Raw genomic sequence first — 17,571 nt, forward strand, 5'->3', positions numbered from 1 at the left:
ACAAATACCTGCTCAATTTGAATGGAAACCCCATTTTGTCATGCGCTAGGAAAGTCGTGGAAGGACAGTCACCACAGCCATTTGCACCTCATAGGCTATGGAGAAGACGCTAAAACGAGGTGTAAAGAAATGGCCCAGCTGTATGCAAAAAGTTGCCTTGATCAAAATCTACGATCACTAGAAGAATGGAAGCAGGATGCTTTCACACAATTTGGCAAGATGGTAGGAGATGAAGCCGATACATTCCCATGTGTACCCGGAAGACAGGGATTTTTTCTCGATCATTTACGCTATGGGTTTGTCGGTGACCCTAGGAAAGAGGAAGCGGTTGATGAATTAGCCCAGCTGCTGAGAGAATATCAAGGCTGTGCGAAAGAAACCGGTCAATATGCTTCATTTATCTGTTTTTTTGAAACACCGCAGGACTTACAGGAAAGTTCGCTTGAAGAGTTTGAGCAGCAGTTTTGGTCGCTGCTTAAGCGGCTGCATCATAAAGATGAAGAACCGTGGCCTGAGGAGATCCCGTTAGATACTCATCATCATGAGTGGGAGTATTGCTTCCATGGTGAGGCGTATTTTATTTTGTGTTCCACACCTGCTCATAAGCTCAGAAAAAGCCGCCACTTCCCTTATCTCTTGATGGCATTTCAGCCTAGGTGGGTGTTTGAGAAAATGAATGGATCGACCAAGTTTGGACAAAAAATGAGCCAGCTCGTTCGCAAGCGGCTCAAAGCATATGATGAGGTCAGTGTTCATCCATCATTAAAATGGTACGGGGATCCGACCAATCATGAATGGAAGCAATACTTTCTCCCAGATGAAGAGGCGGAGAAACCAGCCTCCGCCAAATGTCCATTTACTGCATTAAAAAACATGATGAAATTATGATGCGGTCTGATCCTGCTTCCACTTTTTCCTCATAAATAGCACCATGATGGCAATCACTGCAATGATCCCAAGGCTGATAAAAAAGCCAGGTCGTCCGCTTGCCTCCGTTAATGTGCCTGATACAGCGGCTCCAATTAAGAGCAGCGCAAGAATCATTTCGCACGTTTGGCGGGTGGATGGCTTGGATAGCTTTTTACTTGAGAACAGAATAAAAATCCATGTGTACAGCAGGGTAAGACCGGCTGCTGTTGTGAGATGCTCGTAGATGTGTTTGGACAAAAAGAGTGCAAGCAAAATCGAGACAATTAAGCCAGCAGCAGTTAAGATAATCGAAGACCATCTCACATGCGATGGATCTTTTTGTTTAAAACAAGCAGGTGCATCTTGATGCTCTGACATTGTGCCGAGCAGCGTTGTGACCGCATAGAGAGAGGCAACCAGTGTCGAAAAACCAGCAATAATGAAAATGCCATTAAAGATATGAAGAAAGATCGATAAATGAAACGGTTCTAATGAAGTAATAAATGGACTGCTGTTCTCATTAAAGGCTGTCACTGGGACAAGCAAGAGAGCAAGTCCGATTGAGACGATATAGATGACTGCTAGAATGATCAGCATGACACGTCCAGCTTTTGCCGCATCCTTCGGGTCCTTTAAATGAACCGCCATCAGCCCCATGACTTCAATTCCCCCAAATGCATAAAATGCGTAAATCAATCCATTCCAAAGACCAAGCGGACCAAGAGGCATCCATTCGTGATCCTTGTTAGGCAGATGAAGGGTCGGTTTATGTTCTGTCAAAATGCCGAATAATACAAGCACCGCAAGAATCATAAACAGAAAAATCGCCGCTGTCTTCAGTACCGCAAGAACATTTTCTGTCTTTTGAAAAGAAGAAAGCCCAATGATAATCACGAGCAGGGCAAGAGCGGAATAAATCGCAGAAAACACCCAAAGCGGAACAGAAGGAAACCAGTGGCGGGTAAACAGAGAAATGGCGGTTAACTGACTTCCTGTAATCAGCATTTCTGCAAACCAATACACCCAGCCATTGCTAAACCCTGCCCAGCGTCCGTATGCTTTACGAGCATAGGAACAAAATGACCCTTTATCAGGATTATCAGCTGTCATCGCAGCTAAATGTTTAAAGACGAGATATGTTCCGACTGCAGCAAGCAAAAAAGAGATGCAGACGGAATAACCGGATTTTGTAATGGCGATGCTGGAACCAAGGAAGAACCCAGTGCCAATTGTACAGCCGACTCCGATGAGAGAAAGCTGCCACCAAGATAAAGATTGTTCTTCTTTCAATGCAAGTGCAACACCTTTCTATTTCAATGACATTAGCTTGTGACCGCGTCTTTTTTTTATACATGATCAAGGGGACATTTTGGGCATACTGTCATGGAAAGGAGTGCATGTGATGAACGGAGAACACGTCATTTTACCAAAGGGTAGACTCGGCTTTCGTTTAGGAAAAGGCCAATGTATGCGAGTGGTTGATGTCGAAGGCCAGCAAGTAGCAGATGTGATGGCCTATCATGAAAAAGATTTTTATGAAAAATTTGACCAAGGTGCGACGATGGACAGTTTGTTCTCGTCTAAAGTGAAAAAAGGCGATAAGCTTTATTCTAATTTATATAAACCGATGTTTACGATCATTGAAGATACAGTAGAATGCCATGATTTATACATGCCCGCCTGCCGGCAAGAGATGTATCAGCTTTTATACGGCCGGACGCACTTAGAGGTCATGCATACATGCTACGACAATTTGCGGACTGCCTTTGAGCCCTTTGGGATTCCAAAGGAGGATATGTACTATCCTTTTAATGCCTTTATGAATACAGTCATTGATGAAAAAGGAAAGCTGTCTGTCGAGCTGCCAAAATCGCTGCCCGGTGACTACATTCGCCTGCGGGCTGAAATGGACCTCATTGTGGCCGTGTCTGCATGTCCTGCTGATATTGGGAAGTGTAATGGATCAAGCTGTACATCCATACGGGTAGAAATCGATTAAAAAAGAAAAGGACCAGTCAAAAAAGACATGGTCTTTTTCACTTGTGAATGTTTGATTATCTAAGAAATAGGGGAACGTCTAACAAAATGTTCTTGATGAAAACATGGTATAATGAAGATTCAAAAAACGTTATTAAATCAATGAATTGTGAGTAAAACCTGTTCTCTTCATGTAGAGGATGCTTAGGAGGAAAAGTGTATGAGTTTGCAGAAAAAGATCAGCCAAGAGTTGCATGTGCAGCCCTCAATTGACCCAAAGCAGGAGATCGAAAAACGGGTTGGATTTCTAAAAGAGTACTTGAAAAAAACCGGGGCAAAAGGATTTGTTCTCGGTATTAGCGGCGGGCAGGATTCAACTCTTGCCGGACGTCTTGCACAGCTTGCTGTCAGTGAGCTTCGTCAAGAAGGAAAAGAGGATGCGGTCTTTATTGCGGTACGCCTTCCGCATGGTGTCCAGCAGGATGAAGATGATGCACAGCTCGCCCTATCATTTATTCAGCCAGACAAGTCGTGGAAATATGATATTGCACCTGCCGTGTCAGCATTCAGTGATCAATATCAAAAGGAAACGGGCGGCCCATTGTCTGACTTTAATAAAGGAAATGTCAAAGCTCGCATGAGAATGATCGCGCAATATGCTGTCGGTGGTGAGGAAGGATTGCTTGTCATCGGTACAGATCATGCAGCTGAAGCAGTAACCGGCTTCTTCACGAAGTATGGTGATGGCGGTGCAGATGTTCTCCCGCTCACAGGTTTGACAAAACGCCAAGGACGGGCGCTTTTAGAAGCGCTAGAAGCACCGGAACGCCTGTATTTAAAGAAACCAACAGCCGATCTGCTGGATGATAAACCTCAGCAAACGGATGAAACAGAACTCGGCATTACGTACAATGAAATTGATGATTACTTAGAAGGAAAACCAGTCTCAGGTCAAGCAGCAGAAGCGATTGAAAAGCGTTATGTTCAATCAGAGCATAAACGCCAAGTACCCGCTTCCATGTTTGATGACTGGTGGAAATAAAAAGAAACCTCTCCGATGATGGAGAGGTTTTTTTATGTCGAATTTCAAGTGGATTTGACAAAATAACCAAAAATTCATTAAATTAGTAGAACGATATACTTAAGTCCATTTAACTAAATATCGATTTTTTTGATCAAAAAAAGCAGACATAATTAGTTCGATTCACTTAATTTCACTTCTATTGACAGTATTTTCAGAAAAAATAATTGACGAACAAAAAGAATGCGCTTACAATGAAACCACATTCCGAAAAGTGAAATTAGATTCCACTGAATGGAATAAAGGGGTGATTCACCTCCAAATAAGAAGCTAAAGGAATGATTCACACAATGAAAAATCGAAGTGCACTGGAAATTTACAAAGAGGGAGGCGCATGGTGGGAGACTGAGATTAGTCATATTCAAAAAAATTCAATTGAACTACGAGGGTATCCGATTGAAGAACTGATTGGTGAATTGTCGTATCCACAAATGCTCTATTTACTGCTTGTTGGTGAATTATTGGATGATTCAAAAGCAGCTCTTTTTGAAAGTGTTCTTGTCGCAGGTGCGGACCATGGACCAAGAGCGCCATCTATTGCAGCAGCTAGAATGGCGGTGACTTGCGGCATTTCGTTTAATTCCTCTGTTGCAACAGGGGTGAATCTATTAGGTGACATTCATGGCGGAGCCGGAGAGAAGGCCATGCGTATGTTATACGAGGCCAAAGCGGTCTACGATGATCAAAAGGATATACAGGCTGCGGCAAAGCAAGTGTGTCAAACATGGTTAAATCGCAAGGAAAAAATTCCGGGAATCGGCCATCAGCTTCATGATGATGATCCGAGGGTGAGACGTCTATATGACCTGAGTCACACATATGTCCAGCAAGGTCTTATCAGCGGCACATATTTACGGTTGGCCGAAGCGATTAGACATGAGCTTGAACAACTGAAAGGGAAGAAAATCACGATGAATATAGATGGTGTATCTGCTGCCATCCAATGTGAATTAAACATTCCAGCAGAAGCAGCAAAAGGCATTTTTTCCTTATCCAGAGGAATGGGCATCGTGGCGCATGCATATGAGGAGCTCACAAAGGGAGCCCTCGTGAAAGGACCTTGTCCGAATGAAGAAAGATTGGTTCGTTATGCAGGACATGGAACGCGGCACTTGAAGGAGGGAGAAAAAATTTGAGTGGTTTAAAAGCGTTGTCATATATAAACGGCGAGTGGCTGGATACCGGTCGTGTGAAAACAGATATCATCAATCCTTACTCAGGAGAAAGGATCGGTACATCTTATCTCGCCTCATCAGAGGACATAGAACAGGCACTTTCTATTGCGCAGCAGGCTAAAAAACAAATAGCGGGAATATCGGCAATCGAACGCTCAAAGCTTCTAACAAAAGCAGCCGCCTTGCTTGAAGAACAAAAAGACCATTTTGCAAAACTGATTTCGCTAGAATTAGGCAAACCGCTTAAAAATACAAGAGATGAAGTTTCGCGATCAATCGAGACACTGGCACAGTCGGCGGAAGAAGCGAATCGATTAATAGGTGAGACCATTCCTGGCAATGTATCATCACGCGGACAGGGAGCAATGGCCATGACATTTAAAGTGCCAGTCGGAGTTGTGCTGGCGATTACCCCTTTTAATGCACCGCTCAACTTAATTTGTCACAAAGTCGGTCCGGCCTTTGCGGGAGGGAATGTCATCATTTTGAAGCCCGCACCGCAAACATCAGCTGTTGCCACAGCGTTTGCCAAACTCCTTCTCGAAGCAGGATTTCCTGAGGCTGGTTTGCAGCTTGTGATTGGCGGGGTCGAGGCCGGGAAACAGTTAGTCACTGATGAAAGAACGAATCTCATCTCTTTTACCGGCGGGGCTGCCGGAGGCGAACACATTACAACCTCTGCGGGATTGAAAAAGGTACTGCTCGAACTCGGAGGGAATGGCGCGACGATTGTTCATCACGATGCAGATATTGAACAAGCTGCATCCATGTGTGCCAAAACAGGCTTTAGTAATTCCGGTCAAAGCTGTATTTCTGTTCAAAGAATTTATGTCCATCAGGAAATGATGCCGTCGTTTACTGAGGTATTAAAACAAAAAGTAGAGCAGCTTGTCGTTGGAGATCCGCTGTCCAGTGAGAGTGATATCGGCTGTATGGTTGATGTCCAGGCCGCGCGGCGTGTTGAGGCATGGATACAAGAGGCAGAGAGCATGGGTGCCCACCTTTTATGCGGGGGGAAAAGAAATGGAGCGAGCATCACACCGGCTATTTTGCTAAACCCTCCGAAACAGGCCAAGGTCGTCTGTGAGGAAGTGTTCGGCCCAGTTGTCAGCATTCTCCCTTATGAGGAGCTGGAGCAGGCCATTAAAGAAGCAAATGATAGTCGATATGGTTTGCAGGCAGGGATCTTTACGAATCAGCTGGATGTGGCATTACACGTAGCAAAAGAGCTTGAAACTGGCGGGGTTGTCATCAATGGGACATCGAATTTTAGACTGGATCATTGGCCTTATGGCGGGATTAAGCGAAGTGGCCTTGGAAGAGAAGGTCCGCGTTTCGCCATTGAGGAGATGACCGAAACCAAAATGGTCGTGCTTCCACAGGGTCTGTGAAAGGGGCGTATGGATGTGAATGCATTTCAGCAAAAGGTAAAAAGTGTGCAGGCAGGCGGTCAGCCAATGATTTGTACGCCGCTCATCGGACAAACAAAGGAAGAATTATTTCATGAGGTCGAGGTGTTAACTGAGAAAAATCCTGATGTGATAGAGTGGCGGGCGGATTTTTTTCATCACCTTCATGACAAGGAACAAGTGATAGAAACCCTTAAGGGAATGGTAGAAAAGGCAAAGGGTATCCCATTTTTATTCACGATTCGCTCTGAAAAGGAGGGCGGCGAAAGTATATCACTCTCAGAAACTGAGAAGGTTTCTCTGCTTGCCGAGCTTTGTTCCACTCAGCTTGTGGACGCCGTTGATTATGAATTGATGCATGATGTGACACATATACAGCAAGTCAGTCAGGCGGCTAAAAGAAATGGGGTCACCTTGATTGTGTCGTATCACGATTTCGAGTGTACCCCTGAGGTAGATCGCCTCGTGCAGCTATTCGTCAATGCAGAATCAGTCGGCGCCGACATCGCAAAAATCGCAGTGATGCCGCATTCCTATGACGATGCATTAACACTGCTCTCAGCGACCAGCCATGCGAAAAAGCAGCTGTCAATTCCCGTTATTTCAATGGCAATGGGAGAATACGGGGCTTTTACAAGAATGATTGGCGGACTTTTTGGATCTGTCATGACCTTTGCTGTAGGGAAAGAAAGCTCAGCTCCCGGGCAAGTGGCGATACAGGATTTGAACAATGTTCTATCTATTGTGTTTTCAAAGAATAAGTGAGTAGCAGATTCATAGCTGCACCGTGAGAGGAGAGAAACATGAAGAAGAATATTTCTACACAGGTTATTCAGTACTTAGAAAATCGGGGAGTCGAGCATATTTTCGGTCTCTGCGGTCATACGAATATTGCTTTTTTATCAGCGCTTGAAAAAAGCTCGATTCAATTTGTCAATGTCAGGCATGAACAGATAGCGGCACATGCAGCTGATGGTTATGCGCGGGCAAAGAAACAGACGGCTGTTGTTCTCAGTCATCTAGGACCCGGACTCACCAATGCGGCAACAGGGGTAGCGAATGCAGCACTTGATTCCATTCCAATGGTTGTCATTGCAGGAGATGTCCCAAGTCATTATTACGGAAAGCACCCACATCAAGAGATCAATCTTCATTCCGATGCCTCTCAATACGAAATTTACCGGCCGTTTGTGAAAAGAGCATGGCGAGTCGATATTCCAGAATTATTTCCAGAGATTTTATCAAAAGCATTTCAGTTAGCTGAAAGCGGCCGTCCTGGCCCGGTGCTTATTTCTGTTCCAATGGATGTTTTCTCAAAGGACCTAGATGTGTCCTTGTTTGAACAAATCAACCATCATACACACACCATTGAAAAACCTTCTATTGATGATCAAACGGCCAATCGGATATTGGATCGATTGCTGCAGGCAGAAAGACCGCTCTTATATGTAGGGGGAGGCATTATATTAGCTGATGCAGCTGAAGAATTAAAGGCATTTTCTGACCATCTGAGTATCCCTGTCGCCCATTCTTTGATGGGGAAAGGAGCCATGCCGGATGATCATCCAATGACTCTTGGAATGACAGGGTTTTGGGGGACAAAATTTATCAATGATCAGTGCAAAGAAGCAGATTATATATTGGCTTTAGGCACCCGTTTTGCTGAAGCTGATGCGAGCTCGTGGGAATCAGATTATACGTTCCGCTTCCCATCAACCAAGCTCATTCATATTGACATTGACCCGAATGAAATTGGACGTAACTATCCTGTTGAAATTGGAGCAGTAGCCGATCTTAAGCAAGCCTTGACTGTACTCAATCGAGTGGCGAGAGAGAGACTGCCAAAAGGGCTGGATCGTCCTGAATTGAAAAAGGAAATTGCGTTATATCGTAAGGATTTTCAGGCTAGCAATCTGACGAATGTTCAAGATGAATCCTTCCCAATGAAGCCGCAGCGTATTTTGCAGGAAGTACGGGAAGTATTGCCGCCAGATGCCTTTATTACAACGGATGTTGGCTGGAACAAAAATGGGGTCGGACAGCAATTTCCTGTGCTCACGCCAGGTACCATTTTAACGCCAGGCGGCTTTGCAACGATGGGATTTGGAGCACCTGCCGCACTTGGGGCAAAGATTGCCCAGCCTGACCGTGTTGTTGTGTCACTCGTTGGAGACGGCGGCTTCGGTCAAAATCCATCCGTTCTTGCAACAGCAGTTGAAGAGAACATTCCTGTTGTGTGGATTGTGATGAATAACAGTGCATTTGGAACAATAGCCGGTTTGCAAATGGCGCACTATGAAACGACGTACGGCACTGTTTTCAGAAAAGGTGGAGAAAGCTATTCACCGGATTTTGCTGCCGTTGCGAGAGGTTATGGGATGAAGGGGATTAAAATCACCTCTGCTTCTGAATTCAAAGAAGCTTTAGCTGAAGCCATTGCTTCTCAGGAGCCTTGCGTTATTGATGTAGCGATGAAAAATGATCCTGTTCCTACGGATGGACATTGGAATATTAATGACATTTATTCACCAAATTCAAAGCGCTCACATGTCAGCGTGAATTAAACAGAACGAGGGAGGAATTAACAATGAAAATTAAAGTATTGAATCCGTTTCAAGATGGGAACCCATTATGGTTAGGCTTAGATCGTCCAGAGGAGCAAATGATTCGAAAGGTATTTCAAACCATTACACCAGATACTGTTGGATCAGAGCATATGATGGCGGGTCTCACCATTTTTGAACCGGGGGAAGCAAGTTCAGTGCACAATCACCCGGGTTCAGAGGAATTTGATTATGTGATTAAAGGATCTGGCGAAGTCATTTGTGATGGAGAAAGGCAGTCCTTTAAACAAAATGATTTCATGTTCATTCCAGACGGTGTTCCGCACCAGCATGTCAATACAGGAGATGAACCTTTATGGCTCATTTGGCTCTACACACCGCAAGGGCAGCTTCCGAAGGATTAAAAACCTGCACCGGTAAGCCCTCCTTTTGGATCATCAGGGCTTTCCGGGTCAATCAGAAAGATGAAAAGGGCTAAAATTAGGAATGATTTTAGCCCTTCATCACTTGAATGAAAGGGAGTCAAGCAATGAATATGAATACACCGCTCGAAGGAATAAAAATATTAGACGTCTCTACGATGATTGCTGCACCCTATGGCGCGGTGCTTCTAGGGGATTTTGGTGCAGAGGTCATCAAGGTCGAGATTCCTGGCAAAGGCGATACGCTGCGGCACGTCGGCCCTTTTGCAGATGGGGAACCACTTAGATGGTCAGGTCTCTCACGGAATAAGAAATCCCTTACACTGGATCTGCACAAAGACGAAGCAAAGGACATTTTTAAAAAACTTGCTGGTCAGGTCGATGTGCTGATTGAAAATTTCCGCCCTGGAACACTGGAAAAATGGGGCGTTGGGTACGATGTGTTAAAAGAAATCAACCCTCGTTTAATTATGATTCGTGTATCGGGTTATGGTCAAACGGGCCCGTTTAAGGACAAAGCCGGATTTGGAACACCAGCGACGGCGTTTAGCGGCTTTACATATATTCAAGGGTTTCCAGACCGGCATCCAGTCAGCCCTTCCTTTTCTCTCACTGATTATATTGCTGGCATCTATGTGGCGTTTGCTACTGTGACAGCGATGTATTACAGGGATACAAATCCAGAAGGAACTGGGCAAATGGTGGATTTGGCCCTCTATGAATCTGTGTTTCGTATGTTAGAGTTTTTGGTTGCAGAATATGACAAGCTTGGGAAGGTGCGTGAGCGTTCACCGGGGCTGAGCGGACATTCAAGCCCTGCCGGTACCTATGAGACAAAGGATGGTCATTATTTGGTTCTTGTGACGAGTACAGATTCGACCTTCAATCGATTGGCAGAGGCGATGAATCGATTAGATTTACTAGAGAATGAAAAATTCGCGGTCAATGCATCCAGGCTGAAGCATAACAAAGAAATGGATGCGATCGTTTCGCAATGGATCGCGTCGAAAACAAGGGATGACGTATTAGAAATTTTAGATACACATGGCGTACCTGTGAGCCCAATCTTAAGTATTCGAGATATTTTTGAGCATCCACAATTTAAAGCACGAGAGAATATCGTCGAGGTGCATCACCCTCGTCTTGGAAAAGTGAAGGTGCCTGGGATCATTCCGAAGTTTGAAAAAACACCTGGAAGTATCCGTCACATTGCACCTGATTTAGGCGAACATAATTATGAGATTTTAACAAATATGCTTGGCTTAACAGAAGAAGAGTGTAAGCAGTTAGAAGAAAAAGGGGTAATTTAATACGCTCAACCGAACCGCACGCTGCGGAAACAAAGGAGGATGGTTATGAAAGTGCATTCAGAACTGAAGGGGAATGAATTGCAGCCCGCATATGTGAAACCAACGAAAGCCCGTTTTGGCATATTGATTCTGTTGTTTTTTATTACCGCTATTAATTATATTGATCGAGCCAGTGTATCCATTGTTGCTCCTGCGATTCAATCTTCATTGCAATTAAATCCTGCCTTATTAGGCTTGATTTTTTCGGCATTTAGCTGGACATATACAGCGATGCAAATACCAGGCGGTTTTATTCTCGATAAATTTGGCTCAAAGGTAACGTATGGGATATCACTCGTTACTTGGTCTATTTTCACAGGCTTACAGGCGTTTGCGAACAGCTTTGCCTTTTTATTCGGCTGCCGTTTGTTTATTGGGATTACAGAATCTCCCGCTTTTCCTGCAAATAACCGTATTGTTACCACATGGTTTCCAAGGCGGGAACGGGCTTTTGCAACAGGTGTTTATACTGCTGGAGAGTATGTGGGTCTTGCCTTTGCGACACCTCTTCTATTTTGGATCATGACGACTTTCGATTGGAGAACCGTCTTTATTACGGCAGGTGCGCTCGGTATCATATTTGCTTTCTTTTGGTACAAGTATTATCACGAACCGAAAGAGCATCCGAAGATAAATGAAGATGAGTTAGAATTAATCCGGCAAGGCGATGGGCTGACAGTCGCATCACAGGAGAAGCTGAAATGGGCGGACTTTGCCGCCCTTCTAAAATATCGTAAATTGATCGGGCTTTATATTGGGCAATTCTCTGTTGCGTCTACCCTTTTTTTCTTTTTAACGTGGTTTCCGACCTATTTGGCAGAGGCGAAAAATATGGCGTTTCTCAAGGTAGGTTTTGCTGCTTCTCTTCCTTACATTGCTGCATTCTTTGGCGTCTTGTTTGGAGGTTATGTGTCTGATTGGCTGCTCAAAAAGGGCGTATCAGTGAATGTAGCGAGAAAGCTGCCAGTAGTGGTTGGCTTGCTGATGACGAGTACCATTGTTTTAGCAAACTTTACAACAAATATCCCGCTTGTGCTGACCATTTTATCCATCGCTTCATTTGCGCAAGGACTGTCTAATATCTCTTGGACGATGCTGTCTGAGGTGGCACCGCGGGAAATGGTTGGGCTGGCTGGCGGCGTATTTAACTTTTTTGCTAATTTAGCTGGGATCATCACTCCGCTGATTATCGGATTCATCGTGTCGGCGACAGGCTCTTACAATGGAGGAATTTTATTCGTCAGTTTAGTCGCTTTAGGCGGGGCATTGTCGTACATTTTTATTGTAGGTAAAATTGAACGAATTCAATTGAAACCATAGTGAGAAAGCAAAAGAGAACTCAAAGGTGAGTTCTCTTTTTTATGTATAAAAGATAATGGTGATGATCGCTGCACATGCGATGCCCATGCTGATATAAAGGCTGGCAAACCATATATTCCAGCGAGTGATACGGTAAGGGTTGACCTTCATCAAATCAGCCAATAAGGAGACAGAAACATTAAAAGGGCTAAACATAACAGTTGATGTGCCAGCAACGATCAGCATGATTGCGATCGGAAGAGCAGGCAGTTCATGGATGACTGGCGCCATCATGCTGACTAACAAAGCAAGCGAGACAAGCGGGTGAAAACCGCAAAGGGCGGTGATCAGAAAATACAACCCAATGACACAATAAACCCAAATGGCATGGTCTGATATACTGACAATAAATGCTTGAATCGGCTGCATACTGTTTGTCGCAAGGAGCATATCGACAAAGAAGCCTGCACTTAAAAATAGACACATATAGTTGGAGAGCTGACGGGTTCTTTCTTTCCAATGAGGCACAGAGACAGCGATATATTGTTTTCTTTTTTTGATAATAGAAGAGAATAATAGAGCAAATGGAATAATCGTCAGTACTACAGCGAATAAATAGCCTTTCCCAATCCATGCATCGACAAGTGAGACGACTGTCATAAAACCTAGCAGCATGAAAGCGAGCTGAAGGGTTTTTCGCTTAATTCGATGAGGATTGGCGTTTGTTTCTGAAGACTGAATGATGTTTGGTAATCGTTTGCTTTGACGAGAAAAAAGCATCCAATCTATCGCCAGCACGACGACCATTAAACCAAAAGTAATAGGTGCAATTTGATAATATTTTAGTTTGGTTGCATCAATGGTGACGCTTACCAGCACTTCAACAGGACTCCAGCTTAAACATAATGCATATGATCTTAAGAGGTTCCGTGTATAAAGATGTTGCTTCACTTGTTCTTTTAGAGATTCGAGCGACGGTTTGAGCGATGTATATAGTAAAGGAATCGTCGCGATATTTAAAAACATGCCGAGAATATGAGTGACAAATGAACTCTTGCGATAAAGCTGGTTTGAGCTCGTTGTATGCAGTGTGAGCAGTTTATTTAATTGTGTATCGAAATGTCCAACATGTATGAGAGAATGAATAAAAGGCAGCATGAAAAAGAGAGAAAGCAAGCCCAGCATGGAATGAAAGTGAAGAAAAAACGTGTGCAATGGCTGGCCGGATAAGAAGAATAAGAACAACCCAATGATGAGAAATACAGCACCTGTTTTCAAATAAAGCCCATTTGCTTTCTTAAAAGAAATGGTGAGCGAGGCAGCGGCCAGCAGACCAACAAAATAGGAGAGTATAGGAGCAGGAAATAGTTGATGAACAATATATAGACTGATAAGAAGTGTAAAAACGAGCAGGTACATTCAAATATCTCCTCCATCAAATATCTTCAAGTGATTTTATTCCGACTGGTGGAATTTGTTTTCTTTTAGTGGAACGTTTAAAATGGATTATAGCAAAATCGATCGTTGATGTCGATAAGAAATCAAAGGGGAAAAGGAGAAAATGAACATGGCTGATAAAAAGTCAAAAGAAGAATCAGGACTGCGTACAGTTCAGCGTGCTTTGGATATTCTTTATTGTTTTAGTGAAGAACGTCAAGAGCTGACGCTAACGGATATTTCAAAAGAGATGAATTTAGCAATGTCTACGACAACGAGACTGCTCAAGGCGCTTGAAATGAATCATTTTGTGGAGAAGAATCAAGAAACAATGAAATACCGATTGGGTCAAAGGCTTTATCTCCTTGGATACATTGCAGGAAAGTCCATTAAATTGAGGGAACTGGCTAAGCCACTCATGTACTCACTTCGTGATGAAACAAAGGAAACCGTCAACCTGTATGTACTGGATTCAACAAGCAGGGTTTGTATCGAACAAGCGGAAGGGCTGCAATCGATTCGCCATCTTGTCAAGATTGGTGAGAAGCTGCCATTGTACGCAGGTGCAGGCGGAAAGGTATTATTGGCTTTTCAAAGTGAAGAATTTCAACAAAAAGTATTAGCGTCTGAGGCTGATCATGTGAAGAGAGATGACTGGCAAGAGGAACGTAAACATATTCTTGACACGTATACTTCTTGCAGTATCGATGAACGAGAGGTAGGATCTGCGGCAGTAGCGGCACCAGTCTTTAACATTCATGGAGAAGTGAAGGCTTGTTTATCCATATCTGGTCCAACCCATCGGTTTACTGAAGAAGTCATTCCTAAGCTGCAGCAAAAAGTGAAAGAACAGGCACAGAGGCTTTCTGAACAGCTCGGATACGTCGTCAAACACAATTTTTAAGATTGCCTATCTTTTCGCGCTCCATTTATCATATAATAGAAACATTATGTAGCATTCCTTGTCGTAGGGAGGACGTGTCACGACCATGAAAATCAATAGAGAAATTCCTGTAAGACAGCGGAATATTGTCCTCATTGGCTTTATGGGTGTTGGGAAAACAACCATTGGGCAGCTGGTTGCCAAAAAGCTATATAGAGATTTTATTGATGTCGATCAGGAGATTGAGAAAAAGTACAACATGACGATTCCAGAGATGTTTCAGCAAAAAGGAGAAGCATTCTTCAGGCAGGCTGAAAAGGATTATATCGTCGATTTATGTGAACATACACAGCTCAAGATCGTTTCCCTTGGAGGGGGTGCATTCAAACAGGAAGAAATCAAACGCGCCTGCTTGAAGCATTGTACCGTTCTTTTCCTTGATCTATCGTGGGAGAATTGGAAGCAGCGGCTTGATATTTTAATCGAAAACCGCCCTGTTCTTCACAACCGGACGCTTGATGAGATGAAAGAGCTGTTTGAAGAGCGCCGGGAGATTTATTCTCTTCATAACTCAAGAGTGGAAACAGATCATTTAGAGGCTGAGGAAGTCGCCAATTATATTGTGGACACACTCAAGCTTGGCTGGGATTTATATTCGAAATAAAAAAAGTCTACCATTTAGGATAGACTTTTTTTCTATTGAATTCTTTTCCTTCGTACATATGATGATGTTTTGACAACCAAAATGTATTTATCCTTTTTTTGGTGTGCAGCCGTTTGGAAAAAGCGGTGATCCTCCTTCAATCAGTTCATGATGATGAGGTTTTTGATATAGATCATTTTCTTTTTCGGAAAAATAAAATAGTATCTAAATTTCAATAAGAGTTTTTTGAATTATTATAATCTTTAAAAAATAATGTTGACAACTTCCGTGAGGACATTCTATGATTGTTTACGTAAACGCTTACGGTAAACGTTTACTATAATCGAATGGGGAGGAATTTGTTGATGAAAAATAAAGAAAAATGGAGCGGTGTATTCCCGGCTGTCTTAATTCCTTTTAAAGATGACTATTCAATTGATGAACCTGCATTTCGCAAGCTTGTTCGCTGGGTGGCGGAGCACAAAGGGATTAACGGGATCGTTGTCAATGGACATACGGGCGAGATTATGACCCTGCTGCCACATGAACGAGCTGAAGCTGTGCGTATTGCAGCCGACGAATTAAAAGGGGAAGTACCTGTCATTTCAGGGGTTTCAGCTGAAGGGACAATTGAAGCAATCCAGCATGCAAAAGCAGTTCAAGAAGCTGGCGGAGAAGGTATCCTTCTCATGCCGCCGCATTCATGGCTGAGATTCGGTATGCAGCCTGAATCACCTGTCCAATTCTTTAAAGATGTTGCAGAAGCGATTGACATTTCAATCATCGTCCATCAATATCCAACGTGGACAAAAACCTCATATACAACGAATCAAATACTAGAAATGTCGGAAATTGAAAATGTTGTCTCATTCAAAATTGGTCAAAGAGACATGGCACAATATGAAGTCGATGTGCGCGCACTGAAAAAGCATGCACCAGATGTATCGCTGCTCACATGTCACGATGAATATTTATTGCCAACATTAGTTCAAGGGATTGATGGGGCGCTTGTCGGTTTCGGCTGTTTTGTGCCAGATTTGATCGCTGAACTTGTGAAATGTGTGGAAGAACAAGACCTTGCAGCAGCTAATAAAGTGTACGATAGAATCTTTGAATTAAAGCATGCTGTATATAAAATGGATGAACCTTCCTCTACCTCTCATCTGCGAATGAAGGAAGCGATGTTCCAGAGAGGCTTGATCAGCAGTTCGCTTGCTAGGAAGCCGGTATTACCTTTAACTCAAAAGGAAAAAGAAGAGATTCGCCAGGGCCTTCAAAGTGTTGGTTTGCTTAAGGAAAACGTCAGTAGATAACAGACCATTGATTTCATGATGAAGGTGAGTCAGGTTATAATAGGGTATAAAACAACAGACTCCCGGAGGTATGAAATGTGTCAGTAAGTATTAAAGATGTAGCATTGAAAGCAGGAGTGTCTATAGCCTCTGTTTCCCGAGTATTAAGTGGTAAACCAGGAGTAGGTGCTCAAACGGCTGAAAGAATCAAACAAGTGATTGATGAGTTAGGCTACCGCCCTAATTTAGGAGCGAGAGGGCTCGTGAAAAGAAAGACTGGGAATATTGCTGTAGTGGTTCCCCGCGGTTCATATATTTTGAATAATCCATTTTTTTCAACGATTTTAGATGGAATAGCGAAGGAATTAGATGAGACCGAATTCAATATGCTGATGTCATTTACATCTGTTCAGCAGCAGCGGTTACTTGAGACGCAGGCTGTAGATGGTGCCATTTTATTTTCTCCAAGAAATGAAGAATTGAGCATGGATTGGCTAAAAAGTTTGGCTATTCCCATTATCGTTGTCGGAAGTTACTTAGAGGATTCACCATTTCCATGTGTCAGGCCAGATGATGAAGAAGGTGTTTGTCAATCTGTAACGGCCTTATTTGATAAAGGTCATCGAACCATTGGGCTGGTCAATGGTCCAATGAGTTCGATGCATAGCGTGAGGTACTACAAGGGGTATGAGCGCACACTGAAACGTTTAGGATTAACAATGAACAAAGAGCTTGTGTTTGAGTTAGATGAATTTGATGGGGGAAAAGTAGTAGAAGTGGTTTCTCAATTTCTCCAAGGAAACCAGCACATGACTGGAGTTGTTTGCTCTTCAGATTTTTTGGCGATAGGGGTCATGAAAGCGGCAGAAAACGCAAATGTGTCAATACCTCATGATTTGTCTGTCGTTGGTGCCGATGATGTGCCCATTGCAAGTTTTCTAACCCCTTCTTTATCTTCTGTTCATGTTGATTTAGTTGGAATGGGAAGAAAAGCTGTTTCTTTACTAACACAGTTGTTGGAAGGAGAACAGTTAGAGGCGATGGAGCATATTTTCCCTATGTATTATATAGATCGGGGCACCACGGGAACGCCAAAAAAGATGTGATAGATGCTGAAAACTCGTATGAACG

The 17,571-nt window shown here is 43.3% G+C and carries 16 protein-coding genes; 14 read left to right on the top strand and 2 right to left on the bottom strand.

From position 1 onward, the window contains the following. Window positions 1-129: 129 nt before the first annotated feature. Window positions 130-888 carry a YqcI/YcgG family protein gene (locus NSU13_RS01730; RefSeq protein WP_098677409.1) on the top strand — a complete coding sequence of 253 codons (759 nt, stop codon included), beginning with the start codon at window positions 130-132 and terminating at the stop codon, window positions 886-888. On the opposite strand, the gene NSU13_RS01735 is transcribed toward NSU13_RS01730, so the two are convergent. After that, window positions 883-2,199, bottom strand: a complete 1,317-nt coding sequence (locus tag NSU13_RS01735; protein WP_034283246.1) for an amino acid permease — start codon at window positions 2,197-2,199, stop codon at window positions 883-885. The genes NSU13_RS01730 and NSU13_RS01735 overlap by 6 nt on opposite strands. A 112-nt stretch (window positions 2,200-2,311) precedes the next feature. Here NSU13_RS01735 and NSU13_RS01740 point away from each other — a divergent pair, with 112 nt between their 5' ends. The 9 genes from NSU13_RS01740 (at window position 2,312) to NSU13_RS01780 (ending at window position 12,206) form a co-directional block, all read left to right on the top strand. Beyond that, window positions 2,312-2,908, top strand: a complete 597-nt coding sequence (locus NSU13_RS01740; protein ID WP_034283248.1) for an urea carboxylase-associated family protein — start codon at window positions 2,312-2,314, stop codon at window positions 2,906-2,908. Window positions 2,909-3,106: 198 nt separating this feature from the next. Beyond that, window positions 3,107-3,928, top strand: a complete 822-nt coding sequence (nadE, locus tag NSU13_RS01745) for an ammonia-dependent NAD(+) synthetase (RefSeq protein WP_342489781.1) — start codon at window positions 3,107-3,109, stop codon at window positions 3,926-3,928. Between the two features lie 317 nt (window positions 3,929-4,245). Then, the gene (locus NSU13_RS01750; RefSeq protein WP_101677021.1) at window positions 4,246-5,103 is read left to right on the top strand and encodes a citryl-CoA lyase; all 858 of its coding nucleotides are present in this window, start codon (window positions 4,246-4,248) and stop codon (window positions 5,101-5,103) included. Next, complete coding sequence (locus tag NSU13_RS01755) at window positions 5,100-6,533, top strand: aldehyde dehydrogenase family protein (RefSeq protein WP_342489782.1); 1,434 nt, start codon at window positions 5,100-5,102, stop codon at window positions 6,531-6,533. The genes NSU13_RS01750 and NSU13_RS01755 overlap by 4 nt, the downstream gene beginning before the upstream one ends. 9 nt (window positions 6,534-6,542) lie before the next feature. After that, a complete protein-coding gene (gene aroD, locus NSU13_RS01760; RefSeq protein ID WP_342489783.1) occupies window positions 6,543-7,316 on the top strand; it encodes a type I 3-dehydroquinate dehydratase in 774 nt (257 codons plus the stop codon). Window positions 7,317-7,354: 38 nt separating this feature from the next. Beyond that, the gene (locus NSU13_RS01765; RefSeq protein WP_034283256.1) at window positions 7,355-9,115 is read left to right on the top strand and encodes a thiamine pyrophosphate-binding protein; all 1,761 of its coding nucleotides are present in this window, start codon (window positions 7,355-7,357) and stop codon (window positions 9,113-9,115) included. 23 nt (window positions 9,116-9,138) lie between these two features. After that, the gene (locus NSU13_RS01770) at window positions 9,139-9,519 is read left to right on the top strand and encodes a cupin domain-containing protein (protein ID WP_041116575.1); all 381 of its coding nucleotides are present in this window, start codon (window positions 9,139-9,141) and stop codon (window positions 9,517-9,519) included. A gap of 125 nt (window positions 9,520-9,644) precedes the next feature. Then, window positions 9,645-10,847: a CaiB/BaiF CoA-transferase family protein gene (locus tag NSU13_RS01775; protein WP_081279508.1), complete on the top strand. Its 1,203-nt coding sequence runs from the start codon at window positions 9,645-9,647 to the stop codon at window positions 10,845-10,847. A gap of 45 nt (window positions 10,848-10,892) precedes the next feature. Then, complete coding sequence (locus NSU13_RS01780) at window positions 10,893-12,206, top strand: MFS transporter (RefSeq protein ID WP_025092799.1); 1,314 nt, start codon at window positions 10,893-10,895, stop codon at window positions 12,204-12,206. 39 nt (window positions 12,207-12,245) lie between these two features. Here the strand turns inward: NSU13_RS01780 and NSU13_RS01785 are convergent, their stop codons facing one another. Continuing rightward, the gene (locus NSU13_RS01785; protein ID WP_268480657.1) at window positions 12,246-13,604 is read right to left on the bottom strand and encodes a hypothetical protein; all 1,359 of its coding nucleotides are present in this window, start codon (window positions 13,602-13,604) and stop codon (window positions 12,246-12,248) included. 148 nt (window positions 13,605-13,752) lie between these two features. On the opposite strand from NSU13_RS01785, the gene NSU13_RS01790 reads away from it, so the two are divergent. The 4 genes from NSU13_RS01790 to NSU13_RS01805 all read left to right on the top strand — a co-directional run bounded on the left by NSU13_RS01790 (window position 13,753) and on the right by NSU13_RS01805 (window position 17,546). Continuing rightward, window positions 13,753-14,526: an IclR family transcriptional regulator gene (locus NSU13_RS01790; protein ID WP_034283265.1), complete on the top strand. Its 774-nt coding sequence runs from the start codon at window positions 13,753-13,755 to the stop codon at window positions 14,524-14,526. A gap of 85 nt (window positions 14,527-14,611) precedes the next feature. After that, window positions 14,612-15,169, top strand: a complete 558-nt coding sequence (locus NSU13_RS01795) for a shikimate kinase (RefSeq protein ID WP_003214270.1) — start codon at window positions 14,612-14,614, stop codon at window positions 15,167-15,169. Between the two features lie 344 nt (window positions 15,170-15,513). Continuing rightward, entirely contained in the window at window positions 15,514-16,461 is a 948-nt protein-coding gene (locus tag NSU13_RS01800; RefSeq protein ID WP_034283267.1) for a dihydrodipicolinate synthase family protein, read from the top strand. A gap of 77 nt (window positions 16,462-16,538) precedes the next feature. After that, window positions 16,539-17,546, top strand: a complete 1,008-nt coding sequence (locus NSU13_RS01805) for a LacI family DNA-binding transcriptional regulator (protein ID WP_041116583.1) — start codon at window positions 16,539-16,541, stop codon at window positions 17,544-17,546. Window positions 17,547-17,571: the final 25 nt, after the last annotated feature.

The organism is Bacillus sp. FSL M8-0049 (assembly GCF_038593355.1).
GTDB lineage: Bacteria > Bacillota > Bacilli > Bacillales > Bacillaceae > Bacillus > Bacillus safensis.

Bases quoted from the DNA above. Each gene is read 5' to 3' on its own strand.
- NSU13_RS01730 (WP_098677409.1), top strand. From the start codon at position 130: ATGGCCCAGCTGTATGCAAAAAGTTGCCTTGATCAAAATCTACGATCA.
- NSU13_RS01740 (WP_034283248.1), top strand. From the start codon at position 2,312: ATGAACGGAGAACACGTCATTTTACCAAAGGGTAGACTCGGCTTTCGT.
- nadE (WP_342489781.1), top strand. From the start codon at position 3,107: ATGAGTTTGCAGAAAAAGATCAGCCAAGAGTTGCATGTGCAGCCCTCA.
- NSU13_RS01750 (WP_101677021.1), top strand. From the start codon at position 4,246: ATGATTCACACAATGAAAAATCGAAGTGCACTGGAAATTTACAAAGAG.
- aroD (WP_342489783.1), top strand. From the start codon at position 6,543: ATGGATGTGAATGCATTTCAGCAAAAGGTAAAAAGTGTGCAGGCAGGC.
- NSU13_RS01765 (WP_034283256.1), top strand. From the start codon at position 7,355: ATGAAGAAGAATATTTCTACACAGGTTATTCAGTACTTAGAAAATCGG.
- NSU13_RS01770 (WP_041116575.1), top strand. From the start codon at position 9,139: ATGAAAATTAAAGTATTGAATCCGTTTCAAGATGGGAACCCATTATGG.
- NSU13_RS01775 (WP_081279508.1), top strand. From the start codon at position 9,645: ATGAATATGAATACACCGCTCGAAGGAATAAAAATATTAGACGTCTCT.
- NSU13_RS01780 (WP_025092799.1), top strand. From the start codon at position 10,893: ATGAAAGTGCATTCAGAACTGAAGGGGAATGAATTGCAGCCCGCATAT.
- NSU13_RS01785 (WP_268480657.1), bottom strand. From the start codon at position 13,604: ATGTACCTGCTCGTTTTTACACTTCTTATCAGTCTATATATTGTTCAT.
- NSU13_RS01790 (WP_034283265.1), top strand. From the start codon at position 13,753: ATGGCTGATAAAAAGTCAAAAGAAGAATCAGGACTGCGTACAGTTCAG.
- NSU13_RS01795 (WP_003214270.1), top strand. From the start codon at position 14,612: ATGAAAATCAATAGAGAAATTCCTGTAAGACAGCGGAATATTGTCCTC.
- NSU13_RS01800 (WP_034283267.1), top strand. From the start codon at position 15,514: ATGAAAAATAAAGAAAAATGGAGCGGTGTATTCCCGGCTGTCTTAATT.